The sequence below is a fragment of the Nonomuraea sp. C10 genome, from assembly GCF_008017515.1.
Lineage (GTDB): Bacteria > Actinomycetota > Actinomycetes > Streptosporangiales > Streptosporangiaceae > Nonomuraea > Nonomuraea ferruginea.
In genome coordinates, this window is the sequence record NZ_VPFF01000001.1 from 1,300,332 (window position 1) to 1,319,652 (window position 19,321).

19 protein-coding genes are annotated in these 19,321 nt (G+C 73.2%); 14 read left to right on the forward strand and 5 right to left on the reverse strand.

The features are described from left to right. Position 1: 1 nt before the first annotated feature. From FR742_RS06105 to FR742_RS06165, 13 genes are read left to right on the forward strand one after another with little or no spacing between them, the layout of a single operon-like run. On the forward strand, positions 2–1,240 hold the full coding sequence (locus FR742_RS06105; protein WP_148030027.1) for an NAD(P)/FAD-dependent oxidoreductase: 1,239 nt from the start codon (positions 2–4) through the stop codon (positions 1,238–1,240). After that, positions 1,237–2,106, forward strand: coding sequence for an alpha/beta fold hydrolase (locus FR742_RS06110; protein ID WP_148030028.1), 870 nt, complete (start codon positions 1,237–1,239; stop codon positions 2,104–2,106). Before FR742_RS06105 ends, FR742_RS06110 begins: the two co-directional genes overlap by 4 nt. 14 nt (positions 2,107–2,120) lie before the next feature. Next, positions 2,121–3,029, forward strand: coding sequence for an ACP S-malonyltransferase (locus FR742_RS06115; RefSeq protein WP_148030029.1), 909 nt, complete (start codon positions 2,121–2,123; stop codon positions 3,027–3,029). Beyond that, a complete protein-coding gene (locus tag FR742_RS06120; RefSeq protein ID WP_148030030.1) occupies positions 3,026–3,508 on the forward strand; it encodes a phosphopantetheinyl transferase in 483 nt (160 codons plus the stop codon). Before FR742_RS06115 ends, FR742_RS06120 begins: the two co-directional genes overlap by 4 nt. Continuing rightward, positions 3,501–4,358 (forward strand): ester cyclase, encoded by an 858-nt coding sequence (locus FR742_RS06125; RefSeq protein ID WP_222708852.1) that lies wholly within the window; start codon positions 3,501–3,503, stop codon positions 4,356–4,358. The genes FR742_RS06120 and FR742_RS06125 overlap by 8 nt, the downstream gene beginning before the upstream one ends. A gap of 35 nt (positions 4,359–4,393) precedes the next feature. Then, the gene (locus FR742_RS06130; RefSeq protein ID WP_261808376.1) at positions 4,394–5,194 is read left to right on the forward strand and encodes an alpha/beta fold hydrolase; all 801 of its coding nucleotides are present in this window, start codon (positions 4,394–4,396) and stop codon (positions 5,192–5,194) included. Next, positions 5,191–5,718, forward strand: a complete 528-nt coding sequence (locus FR742_RS06135; protein ID WP_222708853.1) for a 4'-phosphopantetheinyl transferase superfamily protein — start codon at positions 5,191–5,193, stop codon at positions 5,716–5,718. The genes FR742_RS06130 and FR742_RS06135 overlap by 4 nt, the downstream gene beginning before the upstream one ends. Further along, positions 5,715–6,743: a nitrous oxide reductase family maturation protein NosD gene (locus FR742_RS06140; RefSeq protein ID WP_148030031.1), complete on the forward strand. Its 1,029-nt coding sequence runs from the start codon at positions 5,715–5,717 to the stop codon at positions 6,741–6,743. The genes FR742_RS06135 and FR742_RS06140 overlap by 4 nt, the downstream gene beginning before the upstream one ends. Continuing rightward, complete coding sequence (locus FR742_RS06145) at positions 6,740–7,678, forward strand: ABC transporter ATP-binding protein (protein ID WP_148030032.1); 939 nt, start codon at positions 6,740–6,742, stop codon at positions 7,676–7,678. The genes FR742_RS06140 and FR742_RS06145 overlap by 4 nt, the downstream gene beginning before the upstream one ends. Before the next feature lie 14 nt (positions 7,679–7,692). After that, positions 7,693–8,865, forward strand: a complete 1,173-nt coding sequence (locus tag FR742_RS06150; RefSeq protein WP_187281017.1) for an ABC transporter permease — start codon at positions 7,693–7,695, stop codon at positions 8,863–8,865. Continuing rightward, positions 8,862–10,013 (forward strand): ABC transporter permease, encoded by a 1,152-nt coding sequence (locus tag FR742_RS06155; RefSeq protein WP_148030034.1) that lies wholly within the window; start codon positions 8,862–8,864, stop codon positions 10,011–10,013. The genes FR742_RS06150 and FR742_RS06155 overlap by 4 nt, the downstream gene beginning before the upstream one ends. A gap of 22 nt (positions 10,014–10,035) precedes the next feature. Further along, on the forward strand, positions 10,036–10,914 hold the full coding sequence (rfbA, locus tag FR742_RS06160) for a glucose-1-phosphate thymidylyltransferase RfbA (RefSeq protein ID WP_148030035.1): 879 nt from the start codon (positions 10,036–10,038) through the stop codon (positions 10,912–10,914). Positions 10,915–10,929: 15 nt separating this feature from the next. After that, on the forward strand, positions 10,930–11,934 hold the full coding sequence (locus tag FR742_RS06165) for a hypothetical protein (RefSeq protein ID WP_148030036.1): 1,005 nt from the start codon (positions 10,930–10,932) through the stop codon (positions 11,932–11,934). A 49-nt stretch (positions 11,935–11,983) separates the two neighbouring features. Here the strand turns inward: FR742_RS06165 and FR742_RS06170 are convergent, their stop codons facing one another. From FR742_RS06170 to FR742_RS06180, 3 genes are read right to left on the reverse strand one after another with little or no spacing between them, the layout of a single operon-like run. Further along, positions 11,984–13,150, reverse strand: coding sequence for a cysteine desulfurase family protein (locus FR742_RS06170; protein WP_148030037.1), 1,167 nt, complete (start codon positions 13,148–13,150; stop codon positions 11,984–11,986). A 5-nt stretch (positions 13,151–13,155) separates the two neighbouring features. After that, positions 13,156–14,061: an LPD16 domain-containing protein gene (locus FR742_RS06175; RefSeq protein ID WP_148030038.1), complete on the reverse strand. Its 906-nt coding sequence runs from the start codon at positions 14,059–14,061 to the stop codon at positions 13,156–13,158. Positions 14,062–14,066: 5 nt separating this feature from the next. Next, positions 14,067–15,662 carry a condensation domain-containing protein gene (locus FR742_RS06180; protein ID WP_187281018.1) on the reverse strand — a complete coding sequence of 532 codons (1,596 nt, stop codon included), beginning with the start codon at positions 15,660–15,662 and terminating at the stop codon, positions 14,067–14,069. Positions 15,663–15,957: 295 nt separating this feature from the next. On the opposite strand from FR742_RS06180, the gene FR742_RS06185 reads away from it, so the two are divergent. Continuing rightward, the gene (locus FR742_RS06185) at positions 15,958–16,164 is read left to right on the forward strand and encodes a phosphopantetheine-binding protein (protein WP_222708855.1); all 207 of its coding nucleotides are present in this window, start codon (positions 15,958–15,960) and stop codon (positions 16,162–16,164) included. Positions 16,165–16,173: 9 nt separating this feature from the next. Here FR742_RS06185 and FR742_RS06190 read toward each other — a convergent pair whose 3' ends face one another. Then, complete coding sequence (locus FR742_RS06190) at positions 16,174–17,682, reverse strand: amino acid adenylation domain-containing protein (RefSeq protein ID WP_148030041.1); 1,509 nt, start codon at positions 17,680–17,682, stop codon at positions 16,174–16,176. A 19-nt stretch (positions 17,683–17,701) separates the two neighbouring features. Then, positions 17,702–19,072 carry a condensation domain-containing protein gene (locus FR742_RS06195; protein WP_187281019.1) on the reverse strand — a complete coding sequence of 457 codons (1,371 nt, stop codon included), beginning with the start codon at positions 19,070–19,072 and terminating at the stop codon, positions 17,702–17,704. Between the last annotated feature and the right edge of the window lie 249 nt (positions 19,073–19,321).

Genomic DNA, 19,321 nt, shown 5'->3' on the forward strand with positions numbered 1-19,321 from the left:
CGTGTCCGAGCAGCCCGACGTCGTCATCGTGGGCGGCGGCATCGCCGGAGCGTCCGCGGCCTGCAAGCTGGCGGCGGGCGGCCTGTCCGTGGTGGTGCTGGAGAAGCAGGAGGCCTACAAGGACCTGGTGCGCGGCGAGTGGCTGGCGCCGTGGGGCATCAGGGAGGCCCGCCGCCTGGGCGTGGAGGACTGCTTCTGGGACGGCGGCGGCTGGGAGATCCGCGAGTGGATGACCTGGGACGAGGCGGTCGCCGACGACGAGGTCGAGGCCGTGGACATGACCGGTTTCATCCCCGGCTTCGGCGGCCCGATGGCCTTCCCGCACCACGCCGTGTGCGAGCTGATGTCGGAGCAGGCCGTGGCCGCCGGCGCCCGGCTGGAGATGGCGGCCGCCAAGATCACGGTAACGCCGGGGCCGCGCCCGGTCGTCTCGTACGGCACGCCGCTGGGCCCGCGCGAGCTGCGCCCCCGGATCGTGCTCGGCGCGACCGGCCGGGGCTGCACGGTCGGCCGCCAGGTGGGCATCACGATGCGCAACTCCATGCACCACTGGGGCGGCGGCATGATGGTCGAGGGCATGGACGGCTGGCCGCCCGACGTGCAGGCCATGGGCACCGAGGGCGACGTCATGTTCATGGTCTTCCCGCAGGGTTACGGCCGGGCCCGCCTCTATCTCAACTTCCCCACCGTGAACAAGCACCGCTACCGGGGGCCCGGCGGCGTGGACCGGTTCCTGGCCGCGTACGAGCTCAAGTGCCTGCCCGACCACGGCAAGGCGGTGACCGCGGCCACGCCCGCCGGGCCGCTGTCGGTGTGGCCGTCGGTGTCCAGCGTCCCCGAGGGGCCGCCGCTGACCGAGGGCGTGGTGCTGATCGGCGACGAGGCCGGCAACGCCGACACCGTGCTCGGCACCGGCCTGTCCTGCGCGCTGCGCGACTCCAGGACCGTCTGCGACATCCTGCTCGGCTCGGCCGACTGGTCGCCTGCCGCCTTCGCGCCGTACGTCGAGGAGCGGGAGTTCCGCCTGGAGCGGCTGGACTTCGGCGCCTCCATCATCAGCAGGCTGCACGTCGAGTTCGGGCCCGCCGCCGTCGAGCGCAGGCGCCGGGTGCGCCGGCTGATGGCCAGGAACTTCGCCGCGCAGGTGACGGGACTGCTCAACATGGTCGCCCCCGAAGAGGTGCCCGAGTTCGGCTTCAGCGAGTTCTTCGCTGAGCGGTTGTTCAGGGAGACGGCATGATGGAGAAGAAGACGGTCCACGTCAACGGCGTCGACCTCGCCTACGTCGACGAGGGCGAGGGCCCTCCTGTCGTGCTGCTGCACGGCTTCCCCGATTCCTCCTACCTGTGGCGCAACCAGATCCCCGCGCTGGTCGAAGGCGGCTTCCGGGTCATCGCGCCCGACCTGCGCGGCTTCGGCGACTCCGGCAAGCCGCAGGAGGTCGAGGCGTACGGGATGCAGACCATCGTCAACGACGTCGTGGCGCTGACGATGGAGCTCGGCGTGAGACGGCCGCACCTCGTCGGCCACGACTGGGGCGCGGCCATCGCCTGGATGTACGCCTTCCTCATGCCGCGCAGGATCGACCACCTGGTGGCCCTGTCGGTCGGTCACCCCGGCGTCTTCGCCACGCCGTCGATCGAGCAGCGGGCGGCCTCCTGGTACATGCTCTTCTACCAGTTCCCCGGCGTGAGCGAGGAGCTGCTGCGCCGCAACGGCTGGCGGCTGTTCAAGGAGATCATGGGCAGGGACGGCGACCACGACCGCTACCTGCGCGACCTGGCCAGGCCGGGCGCGCTGACCGCCGGGCTCAACTGGTACCGCGCCAACCGCTCGCCCGCCTCCGAACTGCGGATCACCCGCCGCTTCCCGCCGGTGCTCGCGCCGGCCCTGGGCATCTGGGGCGCGGGCGACAAGGCGCTGCTGGAGGAGGGCATGGCCGCCTCCGGCAAGTTCGTCAAGGGGCCCTGGCGCTACGAACGGATCGAGGACGCCGGGCACTGGCTGCCCCTCGACGCCCCCGACCAGGTCAACAAGCTGCTGCTCGGCTTCCTCGGTACCGAGCGGCCGGCCCACGAGGAGCGCCGGCCGCGCCGCCGCCTGTGAATGGAGCTCACTTCATGTTCGGCTATCTCTTCCCCGGCCAGGGCACCGTCCGGGTCGGCATGGGGGCGTGGCTGCGCCGCAGGCCGGTGGCCCGCGACCGGCTGGACGAGGTCGACGCGCTGCTGTCGCGGCCGATCTCGCCGCTGTGCGCGCGCGGCCCGCTCGACCGGCTGGTGTCGACCGAGCACGCCCAGGTGGCGGTGACCGCCTGCAACCTCGCCGCTCTGGCCGTGCTGACGGAAGAGGGGTACGAGCCCGCGGTCGTGGCCGGGCACAGCGTGGGCGAGCTGACCGCCCTGCACGCGGCGGGCGTGCTCGACCTGGCCGGGACCGTACGCCTGGTGGAGACGCGCGCCCGGCTCATGGCCGGTGCCGGGCGGATCGCGGGCGGTATGCGCGCGGTGATGGGGCTGTCCGCCGAGAGGGTGGAGGAGCTGGCGTCGGCGGCCGCGGCGCCGGGGGAGCCCGTCGTGGTGGGGCTGGAGAACGCGCCCGGTCATGTGGTCGTCTCCGGTGCTGTCCCGGCTCTGGACCGGCTGGAGAAGCTCGCCACGGACGCCACCAAGATCGTGCCGCTCAAGGTGGGGGGCGCGTACCACTCCCCGCTCATGGCCGGCGCGGTGCCGGGCTGGGCGGCGGCGGTGGACGCGGCCCCGATGCGGGAGCCCCGCGTCCCCGTCGTGCCGAACGTCACCGGCGAGCCCACCACGGACCTCGGCGCGCTCCGGCGGGCGCTGGTGGCGCAGCTCACCGGCAGGGTCTTGTGGACCCGTACGGTCGGCGCGGTCGACGCGGTCGCGCCCGGGGTGGAGGTCGGCGACAGCAAGGTCCTGGCCGGGCTGTCCCGCCGGGCCGGGGCGCGCTGCCTGAGCATGGCCGATCCCGGCACCCTGCGCCGTCTGGCCAGGGAGGTGGCGGCGTGAAGCGCTGGGGCGGCGCGGCGGTCGGTTACGCCGGGCTCACGCGGCCGGTGGAACTGCTCGACGGGATGCGGGTCGAGGACGTCTTCACCTCCGCCGAGCGGGTGCGGTCGTCGGGGCGCACCCTGGACCACTGGGCCGGGCGGCTGGCCGGCAAGCGGGCGGTGCTGCGGCTCCTCGGCCTGCCACCGACCGCGACCCACCTCGGCCAGGTCGAGATCCTGCCCCTGCCCACCCCGGCCTGCCAGGCCGACGCGACCTGCCTGGACGGCCACCCACCGGCCGTCCACCTGCACGCCGACCTGGCCGCGCGGACCGACCCCCGCGGCATCCGCGTCTCCATCAGCCACACCGGCAGCCACGCCCTGGCCGTCGCCCTCTCCTCCCCCCACCTCCCGGAGGACGACCGCCGGGGTGGGGTGGTGGAGGGCGTCGTGCCCTCCTCCTCTCGCCTTCTGGAGTGGGGAGGGGCGCGTGGGTGACGTGGAGGTGCGGAAGGTGGTGGAGGCGCAGCTGGCGGCCTGGAGCGCGGGGGATCCGGCGGCGGTGGCGGCCACGGTGGCGTCCTATGCCGATCCCGACTCGGGGGGCGTGCTGAGCGGTGACGGGCTGGCCGGGTACGCGGCGCGGGTGCTGGGGCGGTTCGCCGGTCAGCGGTTCCTCGTGGAGCGGATGGTGGGCGGGGAGGACGAGGTCGCCGTCTTCTGGACGTTGCGGGCCGGTCATCGCGGGGCGTACCTGGGGATGCCGGCGACGAACGGGACCGTCACGGTGTCCGGCACCGACCTGGTGACGCTCGACCACGACGGCGCGCACGTCCGCAGGAGCTACGACAGGCTCGCGCTCGCCGAGGCGCTCGGTTACGCGGCGCGATTCGTACCGGCCGCTGACGAGACCCGCCAGTACGGCATGAGCGCCAGGGTTCCCACGGGACGCACCGAGCGCCCCGGCGCGCTGGTGCTGACCTGGCTGGAGATCCGTGACGACGCGGAGGCCGCCGACGTGGACCTGCTCAGCGTGGAGATCGTCAAGTCGCTGCGGGCGTCGCGCGGCTTCCTCGGGGCGGCCACCTTCGACGCCGGCGACCGCAAGTTCACGCTGAGCGCCTTCGACCGGCCGGAGTCGCTGCGCGCGGTGCACGCCCGGCCGCACCAGCGGGCCATGCGCCGCTTCTTCAGGAGCGGCCTGTGCACCCGCGTGCACACCAGCGTCTGGTACCCCGCCTCCGCGCGGGACTACGCCCGCTGCCCAAGCTGCGCCGCCGTCGTCGCGACCGGCGAAGGCGCGGCGTGCGCGTGCGGGTGGACCCCGGAGGACGCCGCCACGCTGTGATGCCCGAGCCCCCTGCGAACCATGTGGAGACGGAAGTGACCGGAGCCTCGATGATGGACTTCACCGCCGAGCACCGGCTCGGCGACAGCCCCAGGCCCGCCGTGGTGTTCATGTCCGCGCTGTTCGCGGGAGGGTGGATCTGGGAGCACCCCTACCGCCACCTGGAGCGGGCCGGCCTGCCGGTGCTGCGTACGAACGAGGCCATCTGCGCGCTCGACCGCCGGGTCGCCGGCTCGATCGAGCGGCTCGGCGACGCGCTGCTGCGCGCCTGCGACGAGGCGGGGGCCGGCGAGATCATCCTGTGCGCCAACTCGCTGGGCGGCCTGGTCGCCATCGACCTGGCGGGCCGCCGCCCCGACCGGGTGCTCGGCATCGTGGTCAGCGGCGCGCCCGGCCTCACCGCCGACCCCGACGTCGGGCTCAGCTTCGACCGGCGGGGGAGCGTGCGGCCGTTCGGCGACGAGTTCGGCGAGCGCATGGTGGCCGCGCTGTTCCACGGCGGGCGCAGCCTGTTCTCCGACGACCGCATGGCGGAGGTCGGCGACATGCTGCGGCGGCCCGAGTCCATGGTGAGCATGGCCCGCAGCCTCAAGGCCACCCGCGGGTACCGGGTGCGGGCGGCGCTGGACCGCGTGTCCTGCCCGGCCATGTACCTCTGGGGCAGGCACGACAGGATGACGCCCGTCGATCCGTGGCTGGAGGTGCTGGCCGGCTACCCGGGCAACGAGATCCTGCTCGTGGAGGACTGCGGGCACATCCCGATGGTCGAGCGCGCCGACGAGTACACCGCCGCGCTGATGCCCTTCGCGGACCGCTGTTCCGGGGCGTTGGCGTGAGCGCCGGCGCCGCCCTCATGGGCGTGGACATCGTGGAGGTCGACCGGATCGCCCGCGCGGCCCGCCGGGGCGGGGACGTGTTCGCCCGCCGGCTCACCACCGCCGCCGAGCGCGCGCTGGGGCCCGGACCGGCCGCGTTCTCCGTCAAGGAAAGCCTCATCAAGGCCGTGGGCAGCCGGCCTCCCGGGTTCACCTGGCACGACTTCGAGGCCGAGGCCCGCCCGCCGTCCGGCTGGAGCGCCTCCCTGCTGGAGGAGGCGGCCGGCGAACTGGCCGCCTCGACCGGGCTGCGGCTGACCGGCGGCGCGGCGTACACGGTCCGGGGCGCGAGCGGCCGGGCCGCCCTGGCGCGGCTGCGCCCCGCCCCGGACGGCGCGGGCCGAACCCCCGCCGGGACCGCGGCGGGTGCGGCCCGACGGCGGAGCGGCGACGGCGGGATCGTGGCCGGGGCCGCCCGCTGGGGGAGCGGCGACGGCCTGTTCGTATCGCTGGCGATCGTGTTCGTGGACGGGAGCGTGGGATGACGCGGACGATGACGGTACGGCCCGGGGAGTCGATCCAGCGGGCGCTGGACGAGGCGGGCCCGGGGGCGCGGATCTCGCTGGCGGAGGGCGTCCACCGGCAGCACGTGTGGATCAGGCACCCGGGGGTGACCCTGACCGGGGCCGGGGCCGGCCGGACCGTGCTGATGCCCGGCGAGGGCGGGCCGGTCGGCGTGCCCAGGTTGCACGACGCGGGCGACGACGTGGTCAGCGGCGTGACCGTGCACGGCGAGGGCGTCGCCGACGTGCGGGTGGAGAAGCTGTCCGTGCGCGGTTTCTCCGGGGCGGGGATCTACGCCCACACCGTCTCCGGCGTGACCGTCCACGAGGTGACCGCCGAGGACAACGCCGTGTGGGGCGTCTACCTGCGCGAGTCGAGCGGCTGCGTGGTCACCGGCTGCCGGGCCTCGGGCAGCCAGTACGGCGGCGTCGCCCTCAGCTTCTGCCCGAGCTCCGGCGCGCTGCTCGACGGAAACGAGACCTTCGCCAACGCCTTCGGCATCTTCGTCGACAACTCCTCCGGCGCGCGGGTGGTGCGCAACTCCTGCCACGGCAACGCGATCGGCGTGCTGCTGCTCAACCAGGTCTACGAGGGCGAGCCGGAGGGAGGCGTGCGTGACTGCCTGGTCGCCGGCAACGACCTGTACGGCAACGACCTGGCCGCCGGCGTGGAGCCGGACGGCCTCGGCGCGGCGGGGCCGCCGATCTCCGGCGTCGGCCTGGCGCTGATCGGCACCCACCGGGTGAGCGTCGTCGACAACCACATCCACGACAACCACCCCAGCGGGGAGTCCGTGATGGGGGCGGGCTTCGTGATGGGCTCCTCCAAGGAGTGGGGCGGCGACGACGCCCTGGACAACCACGTGCTGTGGAACCGGATCACCGGCAACAGCCCGCTCGATTTCCAGCTCGGCACCGACCTGGCGCGGCAGGTGTTCGCCGGGAACGTCGCCGACAAGGGCGAGCCGCCCGGGCTGACCGCCGCCGAGGGCTGGGGCCCGCGGTGACGGCCACGCTGGCCTGCGAGGGCCTGCGCAAGAGGTACGGGGACGTGACGGCGGTCGAGGACGTCGGCTTCTCGATAGCGCCGGGCCAGGCATACGGCCTGCTCGGCCCGAACGGCGCCGGCAAGACCACGACGATCTCCATGCTCGTCGGCCTGCTGCGCCCCGACGCCGGCACTGTCCTGGTCGGCGGCACGGACCTGGCGGCCGACCCGAGGCGCGCCAAGGCGAGGATCGGCTACGTCCCGCAGGAGATCGCCCTGTACCCGGAGCTGACCGGCCGCGAGAACCTGCGCTTCTTCGGCAGGCTGTTCGGCCTGGCCCGGCGCGGGCTCGCCGCCCGGATCGAGGAGGTGCTCGACCTGATCGGGCTGTCCGACCGGGCCGACGGCAGGCTGGACACCTACTCCGGCGGGATGCGGCGGCGGATCAACATCGGCGCCGCCCTCCTGCACCGCCCCGACGTGCTGATCCTGGACGAGCCGACCGTGGGGGTGGACCCGCAGAGCCGCAAGGCGATCCTCGACGGCCTGGAGCTCCTGGTCGGCGACGGCATGTCGCTGCTCTACACCTCCCACTACATGGAGGAGGTCGAGCGGGTCTGCGACCGGGTGGCGATCATCGACCACGGCCGGATCATCGCCGAGGGCACCAGGCGCGAGCTGATCGCCATGGTCGGCAGCGCCGACAAGATCGAGCTGGTGCTCGACGGGGACATGGAGGCGGCCTACGCCAAGCTCCGCACCGTCGAAGGCGTCATCGAGGCGGCCAGGACCGGCGCCGAGTCCGTACGGCTGATCGCCGAGGGCGGCAGATACCTGCTGCCCGCGCTGATCTCCGCCGTGGAGGGCAGCGCCACCGTCACCGCCACCCAGGTCATCGAGCCCGACCTCGAGGCGACCTTCCTGCACCTCACCGGCACCTCCTTACGGGACTGACCATGTGGCGGGCGATGCTCACGGTGAGCGCACTCGAACTGCGCACCCGGCTGCGTGACGGCACCGCGATCGTCATCGCGGTGATCGTGCCGGTGACGCTGGCCACCCTGTTCGGCCTGGCGCTCGGCGGCGACGATCCGCCGCTGCGCGCCACCGTCGGCTTCGTGGACCTGGACCGCGGCGAGTTCCCCGCCTCGGTGCGCCGCGAGGTGCTGGCCTCGGAGGAGCTGAAGGGGGCGGTGACCCTGCGCGACCTGCCCGGCGAGGAGCAGGCGCGGCGGGCGCTGGACGCCGGGGAGATCGGCTCGGCCATCGTGTTCCCCGCCGGGTTCAGCAAGAGCGTGGGGGCCGGGCGCGGCGGCGACGTCGCGGTGCTCACCTCGCCGGAGTCGCCGCTGGCCGGGGTGGTCGCGGGCGCCGTCGTGGACCGGATCTCGGCGGTGGTGGACGCCAGGACCCTCGCCGTGCACGCGGTCCTGCTCGCCGGAGTGCCCGGCGAGCGGGTCAAGGAGCTGGTGGAGCGGAACGGGGCCGCGGGCCCCGCGCTCACCCTGGCCGAGGACCCGCTCTCCGGCGGCAAGGTGGACCTGTCGGTCTACTACGGCTCCGGCATGGCGGCGCTGTTCGCCTTCTTCGTGGTGGGCGCCTCGTTCCGCGGCCTGCTCACCGAGCGCAAGCTCGGCACCCTGGACCGGATACGGGCCGGTCCGGTCGCGGCGTGGGTGCCGGTCGCCGGCAAGGGGGTCGTCGGGTTCGGGCTGGGCGTGGTCAGCGTCTGCGTCTGCTGGGCCTCCTCCACGCTCATCTTCGGCACCACCTGGGGGGATCCGGTCGCGGTGTTCGCGGTGCTGGTCGCGCACGTGCTGGCCGCCGCCGCGATCACCATGCTGGTGGCCAGCCGGGTGCGGACCGACGCGCAGGCCGACGGGGTGATCATGGTCGTCTCGTTCGTGGCGGCGTTCTTCGGCGGCAGCCTGGTCCCGCTCTACGACCTTCCCGAGCCGTTGCGCGCGGTGGCGCTGCTCACCCCGAACGGCTGGACCTCCACGGCGCTGACCGAGCTGGCGGGTGCGGGTGCGGCGGGTTCCGTCGGCGCGGTGGCCGGCCCGATCGGCGTGCTGTGCGCCATCGCGCTGGCGGCGGGCGGGACGGCCGTCGCCGGCTTCAGGAAGGGACTGCTGCTATGAGCGGACGCCCGCGGCCGGTGGCGGCACTCGTGGCCGCCAACCTGCGACGCCTCACGCGCGACCGGGTCGGCCTGTTCTTCATGGTGATCATGCCGTTCGTGTCCATCGCGTTCGTCGGGATGGCGCTCGGCGGCGGCACCGCCGGCTCCGACCGGCTGCCCGTCGGCGTCGTCGCCGAGGGCTCGGACCCGGTCACCACCGCCGTGCTGGCCGAGCTGCGCCGCCATCCGGACCTGACGGTGATCCCCATGGACGACGCCGCCGACCTGCGCTCCGGCGTACGGGAGGGATCGCTGGCGGCGGGCCTGGTCGTCCCCTCCGGCTCGACCCGGCTGGAGCTGGTCATGACCGGGACCAACGGCAGCGGGATGGCCGCCCGCGGCGCGGTGGACGTCTCGGTGAGCCGGGTGGCCGCCGTGCTGGAGGCCACGAGGGCGGCGACCGTCGCGGGCGCCACCGAGACCGAGGCCGCCGAGTACGTGCGGCAGGCCCAGGCCGAGGCCGGCCGGGTCTCGGTGAACGACTCCGCCACGACCGGCGGCGACCCGCGCGGCTTCGCCTACACCGCCCCGGCCAACCTGCTGCTGTTCACCTTCATCAACTCCATGGCCGTCGCCGCGGCGCTGGTGGAGAGCCGCAGGCTGGGCATGCTGCAGCGGGCGCTCACCGCCCCCGTGCGGCAGCGGTCGGTGCTGTTCGGCGAGGCGGTCAGCAGGTTCCTGGTGGCCGCCGCCCAGGCCGTGCTGATCATGGTGGTGAGCTCGCTGGCGTTCGGCGTCTCCTGGGGCGACCCGCTCGCCGTGGCCGTCGTCGTGGGCGTGTTCTCCCTGGTCGCCACCGGCGCCGCGATCCTGGTGGGCACGCTGCTGCGCTCGCCCGACCAGGCGCCCGCGATCGGCCCGCCGCTCGGCGTCGTGCTGGGCATGCTGGGCGGCTGCCTGTGGCCGCGCGAGGCCTCGGGCGAGGTCATCAACGCCATCGGCCACGCCTTCCCGCACGCCTGGGGCATGGACGCGCTGCTCACGCTCACCCGGCCGGGCACCGGGCTCGGCGCGGTCCTGACCGAGGTGGCCGTGCTCGCCGGGATGGCCGTCCTGCTGCTGGGCGGCTCCCTGGTCCTGTTCGACCGGCGCACCCGGGTCACCTGAACGCCGGGAGGGGATGGTTCGCATGAAGGGGATACTGCTCGCCGGGGGGCGCGGCACGCGGCTGCTGCCCGCGACGCTGGCGGTCTCCAAGCAACTCCTGCCCGTCAACGACAAGCCGCTCGTCTACTTCCCGCTGTCGGTGCTGATGCTGGCCGGGATCCGCGACATCCTGCTGATCTCCACGCCGCAGGACCTGCCGCAGGTCCGCCGGCTCCTCGGCGACGGCTCCCGGCTCGGCCTCCGCCTCACCTACGCCGAGCAGGCGGAGCCCAACGGGATCGCCGAGGCGCTCGTGCTCGGCGCCGACCACCTGGGCGGCGAGCCGGTCGCGCTCATCCTGGGCGACAACGTCTTCCACGGCTACAACTTCCAGGAGCTGCTGCGCGAGGAGTGCCGCGCCGTCGACGGCTGCGTGCTGTTCGGCTACCCGGTGCACGACCCGCACAGGTACGGGATCGCCGAGACCGACGCCGGCGGCCGGCTGCTCTCCATCGAGGAGAAGCCGGAGCGGCCCAGGTCCAACCGGGCGATCGTCGGCCTCTACCTCTACGACGGCGATGTCGTGGACATCGCCAAGAACCTCACCCCGTCGGCGCGCGGCGAGCTGGAGATCACCGACGTCAACCGCGCCTACCTGGAACAGGGGAGGGCGAAGCTGGTCGACCTCGGCCGCGGCTTCGCCTGGCTCGACGCAGGGACCCCCGACTCGCTGCTGCAGGCGGGCCAGTACGTCCAGCTACTGGAACGCCGGCAGGGAGTGCGCATCGCGTGCCTGGAGGAGATCGCTCTCCGTATGGGCTACATCGACGCCGAGGCCTGTCATCGGCTCGGCGTCGAACTCGAGAAGTCCACCTACGGCCAGTACGTCATCTCGGTGGCCGAGCAGTTCATGAACAGGTGAGAGGAAGACCGATCGATGAGTGTGACGACATTGTTCCCGGGCAGATCGCCCGCCTTCGGCGATCTGGTGACCGACGTGTACCGCTACGCCTCCCGCAAGGGCGTGATCGAGGCCGTCGAGGTGGCCGCGGAAGATCTCGGCTTGACCGTCCGCGACGTGCGCGAGGCGGTGGCGAACCTGGTGGAGAGCCGGCTGCTCAGGGTCGACGACAGCGAGGGCGTACGGTTCGTGCCGGTGGACCCCGAACTGGCCGCCGCCTCCCTGGTTTCCTCGGTGGAGCGGGAGATCTACCAGCGCCGCGAGCTGATCGACCAGATCCGCGAGCGGATGGGGGCGTTGCAGTCGGAGTACGCCGGCGCCGGCCGAGGTTCGGCGGCCGGCGCGGTGGAGTATCTCGTGGGGGCCATGGAGGTGCGCGGCTTCCTGAAGACGGCCGGCGACGCCTGCCGCGACGAGGTGCTGGCGATGCAGGCCGGTGGCGGCGACGTCGAGGACCTGTCACAGATGTATCTGACGCTGCTGGCCAGAGGGGTGACGGTGCGCCTCATCTGCCAGCACCGCAACCGGGCCGACGTGTCCACCCGGATGCTGCTGAAGCGGCTGACGGACGCCGGCGCGGCCGTCTTCACCGTCAGCCATGTGCCCAGGTCGGCGGTCGTCTTCGACCGGGCGCTGGTCGTCATGTTCGGCGTGGAGGACGACGGGGAGGCGAGCGTCGCCCGGGTGCACAACCACGGCATCGCGCAGTTCCTGCTGGACCTCTTCAACCACCTGTGGGAGACCGCCACCCCGCTGGAGGGCGTCGAGGTCGGCTACGCCAACGTGGCCGACGACCTCCAGCAGGCCATCGCCGCGCTGATGGCCAAGGGCTACACCGACGAGGTCGTGGCCAGGAAGCTCGGCATGTCGGTGCGCAGCTGCCGCAGGCACATCGCCTCGCTGATGCGCGACCTGGACGCGACCAGCAGGTTCCAGGCCGGGGTGCAGGCCGCCAGGAGATACCTCGGGGCCGCCGGTTGACGTCCCGTCCGCCGCGTTCCCGGGAACGCGGCGGACGGACGGTCTCTTCCTATCTGCGGGGCCCGTCCAGTGCCACGACCACGTCGGCGAGCGCGCGGGCCCGCTCCAGGACCAGTTCGAGGCCCCGTACGAGGTCCTCGGCGGGCAGCCGGGAATCCAGGCAGATCCGCACGGAGCTGTTGGCGTCCTCCGCGTCCAGGCCGATGGCCGTCAGGACGTGGGACGGCTCCTGGGAGCCGGAGTTGCACGCCGAACCGGTCGACAGCGCCACCGAGCGCAGGCTCGACACCAGGCTCTCGCCGCGCACGCCGGGCAGCACGACGTTCAGCACGTGCGGCACGCCGCCGTCCGGGTCGCCGTTCACGCGGACGCCGGGGAAGCCGGTCATGAGCATCTCCAGCGCCGTCGCGCGCAGCTCGCGCACCCGCCGCGTCCCGGCGGCCATCCCGGCCGACGCCAGCTCGCACGCCTTGCCCATGCCCACCACGAGGTGGGTCGGGATCGTGCCGCTGCGCAGCGCGTACTGCCCGCCGCCGAACAGCACGGGCCGCAGCCGGTGCCGGATCTCCGGGCGCACGTACAGCGCGCCGACGCCCTTGGGTCCGCGGATCTTGTGCCCCGACATCGACATGGTGTCGATCCCGGCCTCACGGACGTCGACCGGGATCCGGCCCGCCGCCTGGGCGCCGTCCACGTGCAGCATGGCGCCGGCCTCGTGGCAGAGCGCGGCCATCGAACGGACGGGCTGGACGGTGCCGATCTCGCTGTTGACCCAGGAGGCGGTGGCCACCCGGGAGAACGGGTCGAGCAGGCCCGCCAGGTGGCCGAGGTCGACCCGGCCGTCCGGGCGCACCCGCATCGTCCTGACGTCCAGGCCGCGGCCGGCCAGCGCGCGGCCGATCGACAGCGAGGACTTGTGGTCGGTGGGGCAGACGGCGGCGTTGACCGGGGCGCGGTCCTCGTGGCCGAACATGCCGAGCAGCGCGAGGTTGTTGCTCTCGGTCGCGCCGGAGGTGAACACGAGGTCCGCGGGGTCCGCGCCGATGAGCCGGGCCACCGACTCGGTGGCGCCGTCCACGGCCCGCCGGGCGCGCTTGCCCAGCAGGTGCGGGGACGACGGGTTGCCGAAGTCCTCCCGCAGGAAGGGCAGCATCGCGTCGACCACCTCGTCGTCGACACGGGTCGTGGCGCAGTTGTCCAGGTAGATGACCTTCATGATGATCAGCTCCTGAAGGTGCTGACCGAGACGAGGTTGCCGTAGATCTCGTCCTCGGACATCTCACCGCTGCCGCCGGGGTCGGCGATGACCACCCGCATGCCGCGCAGGCCGTACAGGCTCAGCGCGATCTCCACGCCGGTCTGCACGGGCATCAGGCACTCGCCCGGCGCGAAGATCAGGATCGTGCGGTGACCGGCCCGGTGCACCTCGGCGATCATCTCGGTGATCTCGCCGGCGCAGCCGGTCACGCCGCAGCTGATCAGCGTGCGGTAGTTGCCGTCGGCGTCGACGAACGCCACCTCGGTGTCCCGGACGCCCTCCTCCGGCTCGTCGGCGCCGAGGAACCGCTTCTCCAGCAGGCCCTGCTTGACGAACTTGTCGGCCGCCTTCTGGAAGCGGTACTTCAGCCAGGTCTCGGGGAAGGCGAGCGGGTGCTTGCGGCTGGGCAGGACGAGGTCCTCGGGCAGGCCCGCGGCGGCCAGGTCGTCGCGGTATCCGGCGGGCAGCCCGGTGAACCCCTCGAAGAACTCCGCGCGCAGCTCGGAGGCCGGACGGCCCGTCCTGGGCACGTACTGCCAGTCGTTGATCAGCAGCAGCAGCCGGGCTCCGACGCCGGACTCGACGTAGGGCCTGGCCAGGTCGGCCGCGAGGCGCCAGGTGTAGCCGGGGAAGATCCCCACGCGGCCGGCGACGCGGCGGCGCATGGTCTCGTCGTGCTGCTCCTCGATGACGCCGGGGACGAGGCGGCCGGTGGCGTCGTCCTCGAAGAGCATGAAGTGGCCGCCCATGATGACCGGCTCGCCGAGGTCCTGGCCGGCCAGTTCGTGGCCGATCGCCTCGCGGAGCTCCTGTTCTGATGCCACGAGCCGGTGAGTCTTGGTCACCCGGTCGCTGAGAACGTTACCCATGATCTTTACACTCCGAGTTTCTGGTGGGTCGGGAGTAAGGGCTCGGCGGGGCGTACCGGGGCCAGCAGGCCGGCCAGAGTCGCCAGGGGCGTGGGCTCGGCCAGCGCGCGCGGCGTCAGGCCCGCCCAGCCGTGTTCGCGGAGGCGGGCCAGCACCTCGGGCGCGCGCAGGACTCGGCCCCCGGCGAGGACGTAGCTGTCCGACGGGTCGACGCGGCCGAGCCCGTGCACCTCGGACACCGCCCGCACCAACGCCCCCACTGCCTCGGGGGACACCTCGGTGGCCGGCCCGGTCGCGTACGGTGACGCGCTGGGCGGGGTGAAGCCGGCCAGCGCGGCCACCTCGCTGACGCGCAGGTCGGTGGACGGGTCGTCGTGGGCGAGGACCAGGGCCTCGTGGCCGCGCAGGAACGCCTCCACGGCGGCCGCGTCCATGATCGAGGATGCCGCCTGGAGCGCGAGCACGACCGCGTCGCGCCACTCGTCGATCCGCATGTACGTGTCCGCGCCGTAGTGCGACCACGCCTCCGGCGCCCGGTTCCAGGTGAACGTGGTGCGCCTGCCCTTGTAGACCAGGGTGCGCTGGTTGAGGAAGTTGACCTCCGAGCCCAGCCGTACCGGCACGCCGCGCCGGGAGCCCTCGCGGGACACCAGCTCGACGACCTCGTCATAGGGCACGTACGCGTGACGGGCGGCCTGCTCGCTCTCGGCGGCCACCCGCCGCACCAGCTCGCTGAACGGCGGGTCGTCGGAGCAGTCCACCCGCATCAGCATCGGGGAGAACATGCAGGTCAGCACGTCCTGGTAGGCGTGCGACCCGCGGTTGCCCGCGAAGGCGAGCTGCCCGACCGCGCCCTGGCCGGTGTAGGCGGCCAGCAGGGCGGTGTGAGCGGCCAGGTGCACCGCCGACGGCCACACCTTGTGCCTGGTGGCGATCCGCCGCCCGGCGTCCAGCAGCGACGGCGAGGTCAGCGTCGCGTGCCGGGCCTCCTGCGGCGGCATCGGCGTGCGGCGGGTGGCGAACGGGTCGGCGGGGAGCAGCGCTACCTGCTTCTCCCAGTACGCCAGCGCCTCGGCGGCCAGGGCGGCGGCCTCGGCCGACGCCTCCCAGCGGGCCAGATCCGCGGGCTGGTGCCGCACCGGCGGCAGGGAGGCGGGGCGGCGGGAGGCGATGCCCTGCGCCTGCGCCCACAGCTCCTGCTCGATCCTCTCCAGCGTCCACATGTCCACGGCCAGGTGGTTGAAGACCACGACGACCTGCTTGGGAGCACCCCCGGAGGTGATGACGCAGGCGCGGATCGGCCACTCGGCGGCCAGGTCGAACGGCCTGCCCGTCAGGTCCTCGACCACCTCGGCCGGGCTGGGCGTGCCGTCCCGCTCCACGCTCGCCTGGACGATGGGCCAGGGGCCGGGGGCGTGCACCCGCTGCCGCGGGCCGCCGTCGGCGTGGAAGGTGGTGCGCAGCGCCTCGTGCCGGCGGGTCAGGGAGGTGAGCATCGCCCGGCAGTGGGCCACCGTGAGGCTCGGCGGTATGGAGAAGCGCAGCAGGATGTGCGACTCGGGCTGGTGCCGGGGCGGCAGCTGGTGAATCCTCAGCCACATGTAGCGATGCCCCCAGCAGAGGTTCGCGGACTTGACAGCGGACAATTGGGACCTCCACCGCCGCGCATGTGAGGGACAGGCCGACATGATTGAGAATTCGCCGCCGGGACGCATATGACAACCCGTCGCCACTGGCCGGAACAGACCGCCACTACCTGCCAGTGGCGGGCCGGCCCGCCGCCTTGACCGGTGCCGCGTGAGACGTCGAGAATCGATACGAGCAGACTTTATTGGTGAGGTCCCGATGGCGATTTTTGAAATACCTCACGATTTCCAGGATATTCTGCGGTCGCATTTGCCCTTCGCCGACTCGGGGGCGCTGTCGGGCTTCGACGACCTGGCCGGCCTCGGTCTCGACTCGATGGGCGTGGTGCGGCTGATCGTGGACATCGAGGACGCCTATGGCGTCCAGGTGCCCGACGAGATCCTGGACGAGAGGACGTTCGCCACCGTGGGCTCGCTGTGGGAGGCCCTGTCGCCGCTGGTGACCCGCGGCCCGTGAGGCCTCCCTTCAGCCGCGCAGGGCGCCCGCCACCGCACGCCGGTCCACCTTGCCGTTCGCGTTGAGCGGGAGTTCCCCCAGCACGGTGACCGAGCGCGGCACCATGTACCCGGGCAGCACCCCGGCGACCCCCTTGGCCAGGGCCACCGCGTCCAGCCCGTGACCGGTGCAGGCCGCCTCCAGTTCGAGCTCCCCGTCCGCCCCCGGCAACGCGACGACGACGGCCTCGTGCACGCCCGGCAGGCCGCGCAGCGTCGCCTCGATCTCGCCCAGCTCCACCCGGTGGCCGGAGATCTTCACCTGCTGGTCCAGCCGGCCGAGGTGCACCAGCAGGCCGTCCCGCCAGGCGACCCGGTCGCCGGTCCGGTACCAGGACTCCCCGGTCACCGGCTCGCCGTCGCGGGCGCGTACGCCGTCGAACGAGGTGAACCGGCCGGCGTCGTCGGCCGGGTCGGCGTAGCCGGGGAAGCGCTGCACCCCGCGCAGGCACAGCTCGCCCTCCGCCGCGGGCCGCCCGTCGCCGTCGAGCACCACGTGCTCGACCCCCGGGTACGGCAGGCCGATGGGCACGGTGCCGTTGGCCGTGCGCGGCCAGCCGGCCGGGTCGGCAGGCAGCCGGTACTGGGTGCAGCTGATGGTCAGCTCCGTCGGGCCGTACAGGTTCTCCAGCACGCTCTCCGGCGCCGCCGCCTGCCACGCGGCGGCCTGCCGCAGCGACAGCGGCTCCCCGCAGAACAGGCTCCAGCGCAGCGACGGCATGGCGCCCGGCGTGAGGCGGCGCAGCCGCATGGCCAGCGACACCACCGAGGGCACCGAGAACCAGTGGGTCAGCCGTTCCCTGTTCACGAACGTGACCGGCTTGAGCAGGTCGTACCTGCCGGGGACGACCAGCGTCGCGCCGCCGCCCCAGGTGGCGAACATGTCGAAGACGGACAGGTCGAAGGTCAGGTCGAAGGTCTGGGAGACCCGGCAACCGGGACCCAGCCCGTACCGCGGGACGACGTGCGAGAGGTAGGCGTCGACGCTCCGGTGCCGCACCGGCACGCCTTTGGGCGCGCCGGTCGAGCCCGAGGTGAACAGCACGTACGCGAGACCGTCCGGGTCGGCCGCACCCGCGGCCGTCAGGGGAGCGGCCAGGCCGTCGGTGTCCAGCGACAGCACGGGGGCGGGCAGCTCCGGCGGCGGGTGCGCCGTCGCGTCGGCCAGCACCACGTCGAGCGCGGCGGTGGCGGCCACGGTGCGGTTGCGCGCGCCGGGCACGGCCGGGTTCAGCGGCACCGCGGTGGCGCCGAGCCGCTGGATCGCCAGGTAGCCGGCGAAGGCGAGCGGGGTGCGCGCCGCGTACAGGCCGGCCCTGGCAGGAGGGCCGTCGCAGGCGCGGACCAGCTCCGCCGCCAGGCGCGCGGACAGCGCGTCCAGCTCGGCGTAGGTGAGACGGACGCCGCCGGTCTCCAGCGCGATCCGGTCGCCGTACCGCGCCGCGGAACCGGCGAACCACTGGTACAGGGTGCGTGCCACGGGTGTCTCCGATCGTCGGTCAGCTCGCGCGCGCCGCCCGCTCGGGCAGCTCGCGGGGGAACAGCGCCTCCGGGAGGTCCCAGCCGTGCCCGCTCCACAGGTCCTTCAGCACCCGGCCGGGGTCGGTCACCGCGAGCTGCAGGCCGAGCGCCAGCGTCCGCATGATGTCGACCATCGCCTCCGGGGGCAGGACGTCGGGGTCGGCCAGCATCAGCACGCGGGTCTCGCCGTCGTCCACCTCGACGCGGACCCGGAACGCCTGCCCGTAGCTCTGGGCCAGCGGCGTCCACCGCAGCGTCGCGGGCGTCTGGTCGGCGGAGTCGGCGGGGCGCCGGTCCACCTGGACGTAGTTGAACCAGGCCCGGAACAGGTGGTTGACCCAGCAGTCGTGACCCGGGTCCTCCCCGGCCCGCGCGGCCATCGCCGTGACCTGGTCGAAGTCGTAGCAGGAGTGGCGGTAGGCCTTGGCGCCGGCCCAGTGCAGGCGCTTGATGTGCTCGGCGAGCGTGGCGCCGCGGTCCACGGCGGTGACGAAGGGGATGAGCTGGTTCATCGTGCCGATGTTGTGCTGGTCCTCCTGGGCGAACCGGTTGGACGACATCAGGCTCATCGTGACCCGGTCGGTGTCGAGATGGCGGGCCAGGCCCGCGGCCACGAAGGCCATGATCACGGCCGGCGGGGTGACGCCGTGCGTCCTGCCCGCCTGCGCGGCCAGCCCGCCCAGGCGGCGGGAGGTCAGCGTCAGCTCCAGCCGCTCCTTCTCGGTACGCGCGGGCAGCGTCGGCAGCCGGTCCGTGAGGCCGCCGGCCAGCACGTCGCGCCAGTAGCGCTCGGAGGCGGCCTGCCTGGGCCGCCACGACTCCTCCCGCTGCCTGCGCGCCAGCTCGCGCGGGGTGAAGCCGGTCTCGACGGCGGCGCCGGAGCCTGCCACCAGGGCCTTGAACTGGTCCTGCAGGTGATGGATCGACCACACGTCGACGATCAGGTGCGAGAAGGTCAGGCTGAGGTACATCGGCGCGCCCCGGTAGGTGACCATCAGCGCGCGCCAGTTCAGGTCGCCGGTCATCGGGAACGGGATCGCCAGCCGCTCCAGCTTGACCCGCTCGTGCTCGGTGGGGTCGGCGACCTGGCGGTCCACCCGCTCGACGGGCAGCCGCACCTCCTCGTGGACGCGCTGCACCGGCAGGCCGTCGCGCAGGTGGTAGGTGGTGCGCAGCGTCTCGTGCCGCCGGACGAGGCGTTCGAGTGCCCGGTCCACCAGCGCGGGGGACAGGCCGCGCAGGTCCCACGTCGACGGCAGGTTCGCCTCGTGACCCCAGCCCGGCGGGTAGCGCTCGATCTCGCGCCAGCTGAAGAGCTGGCCGTGACTCAGGGGTGCCTCGACCGACATGTGCTCTCCTCGAACCGGCTTTCTCCGCTCGTTATTCATCGCGGACGGGAAGCGCCCCGGTCAAGGCCTCGCGCGATGGCAAGTAATGGCGGCAACAATGTGCCAGCAGCGGGCCATGGGCCGGACGAGAAGTCGCCCCGTAAAGTCGCAATAACTAAGCGAAAGCCCGCGACCGGATCAATTGACGGGCGGTTCCGCACAGTCGTTCCTGATAAAGCGGCGGCGTCGAGAAGCCAGAGGCTTGGGGTG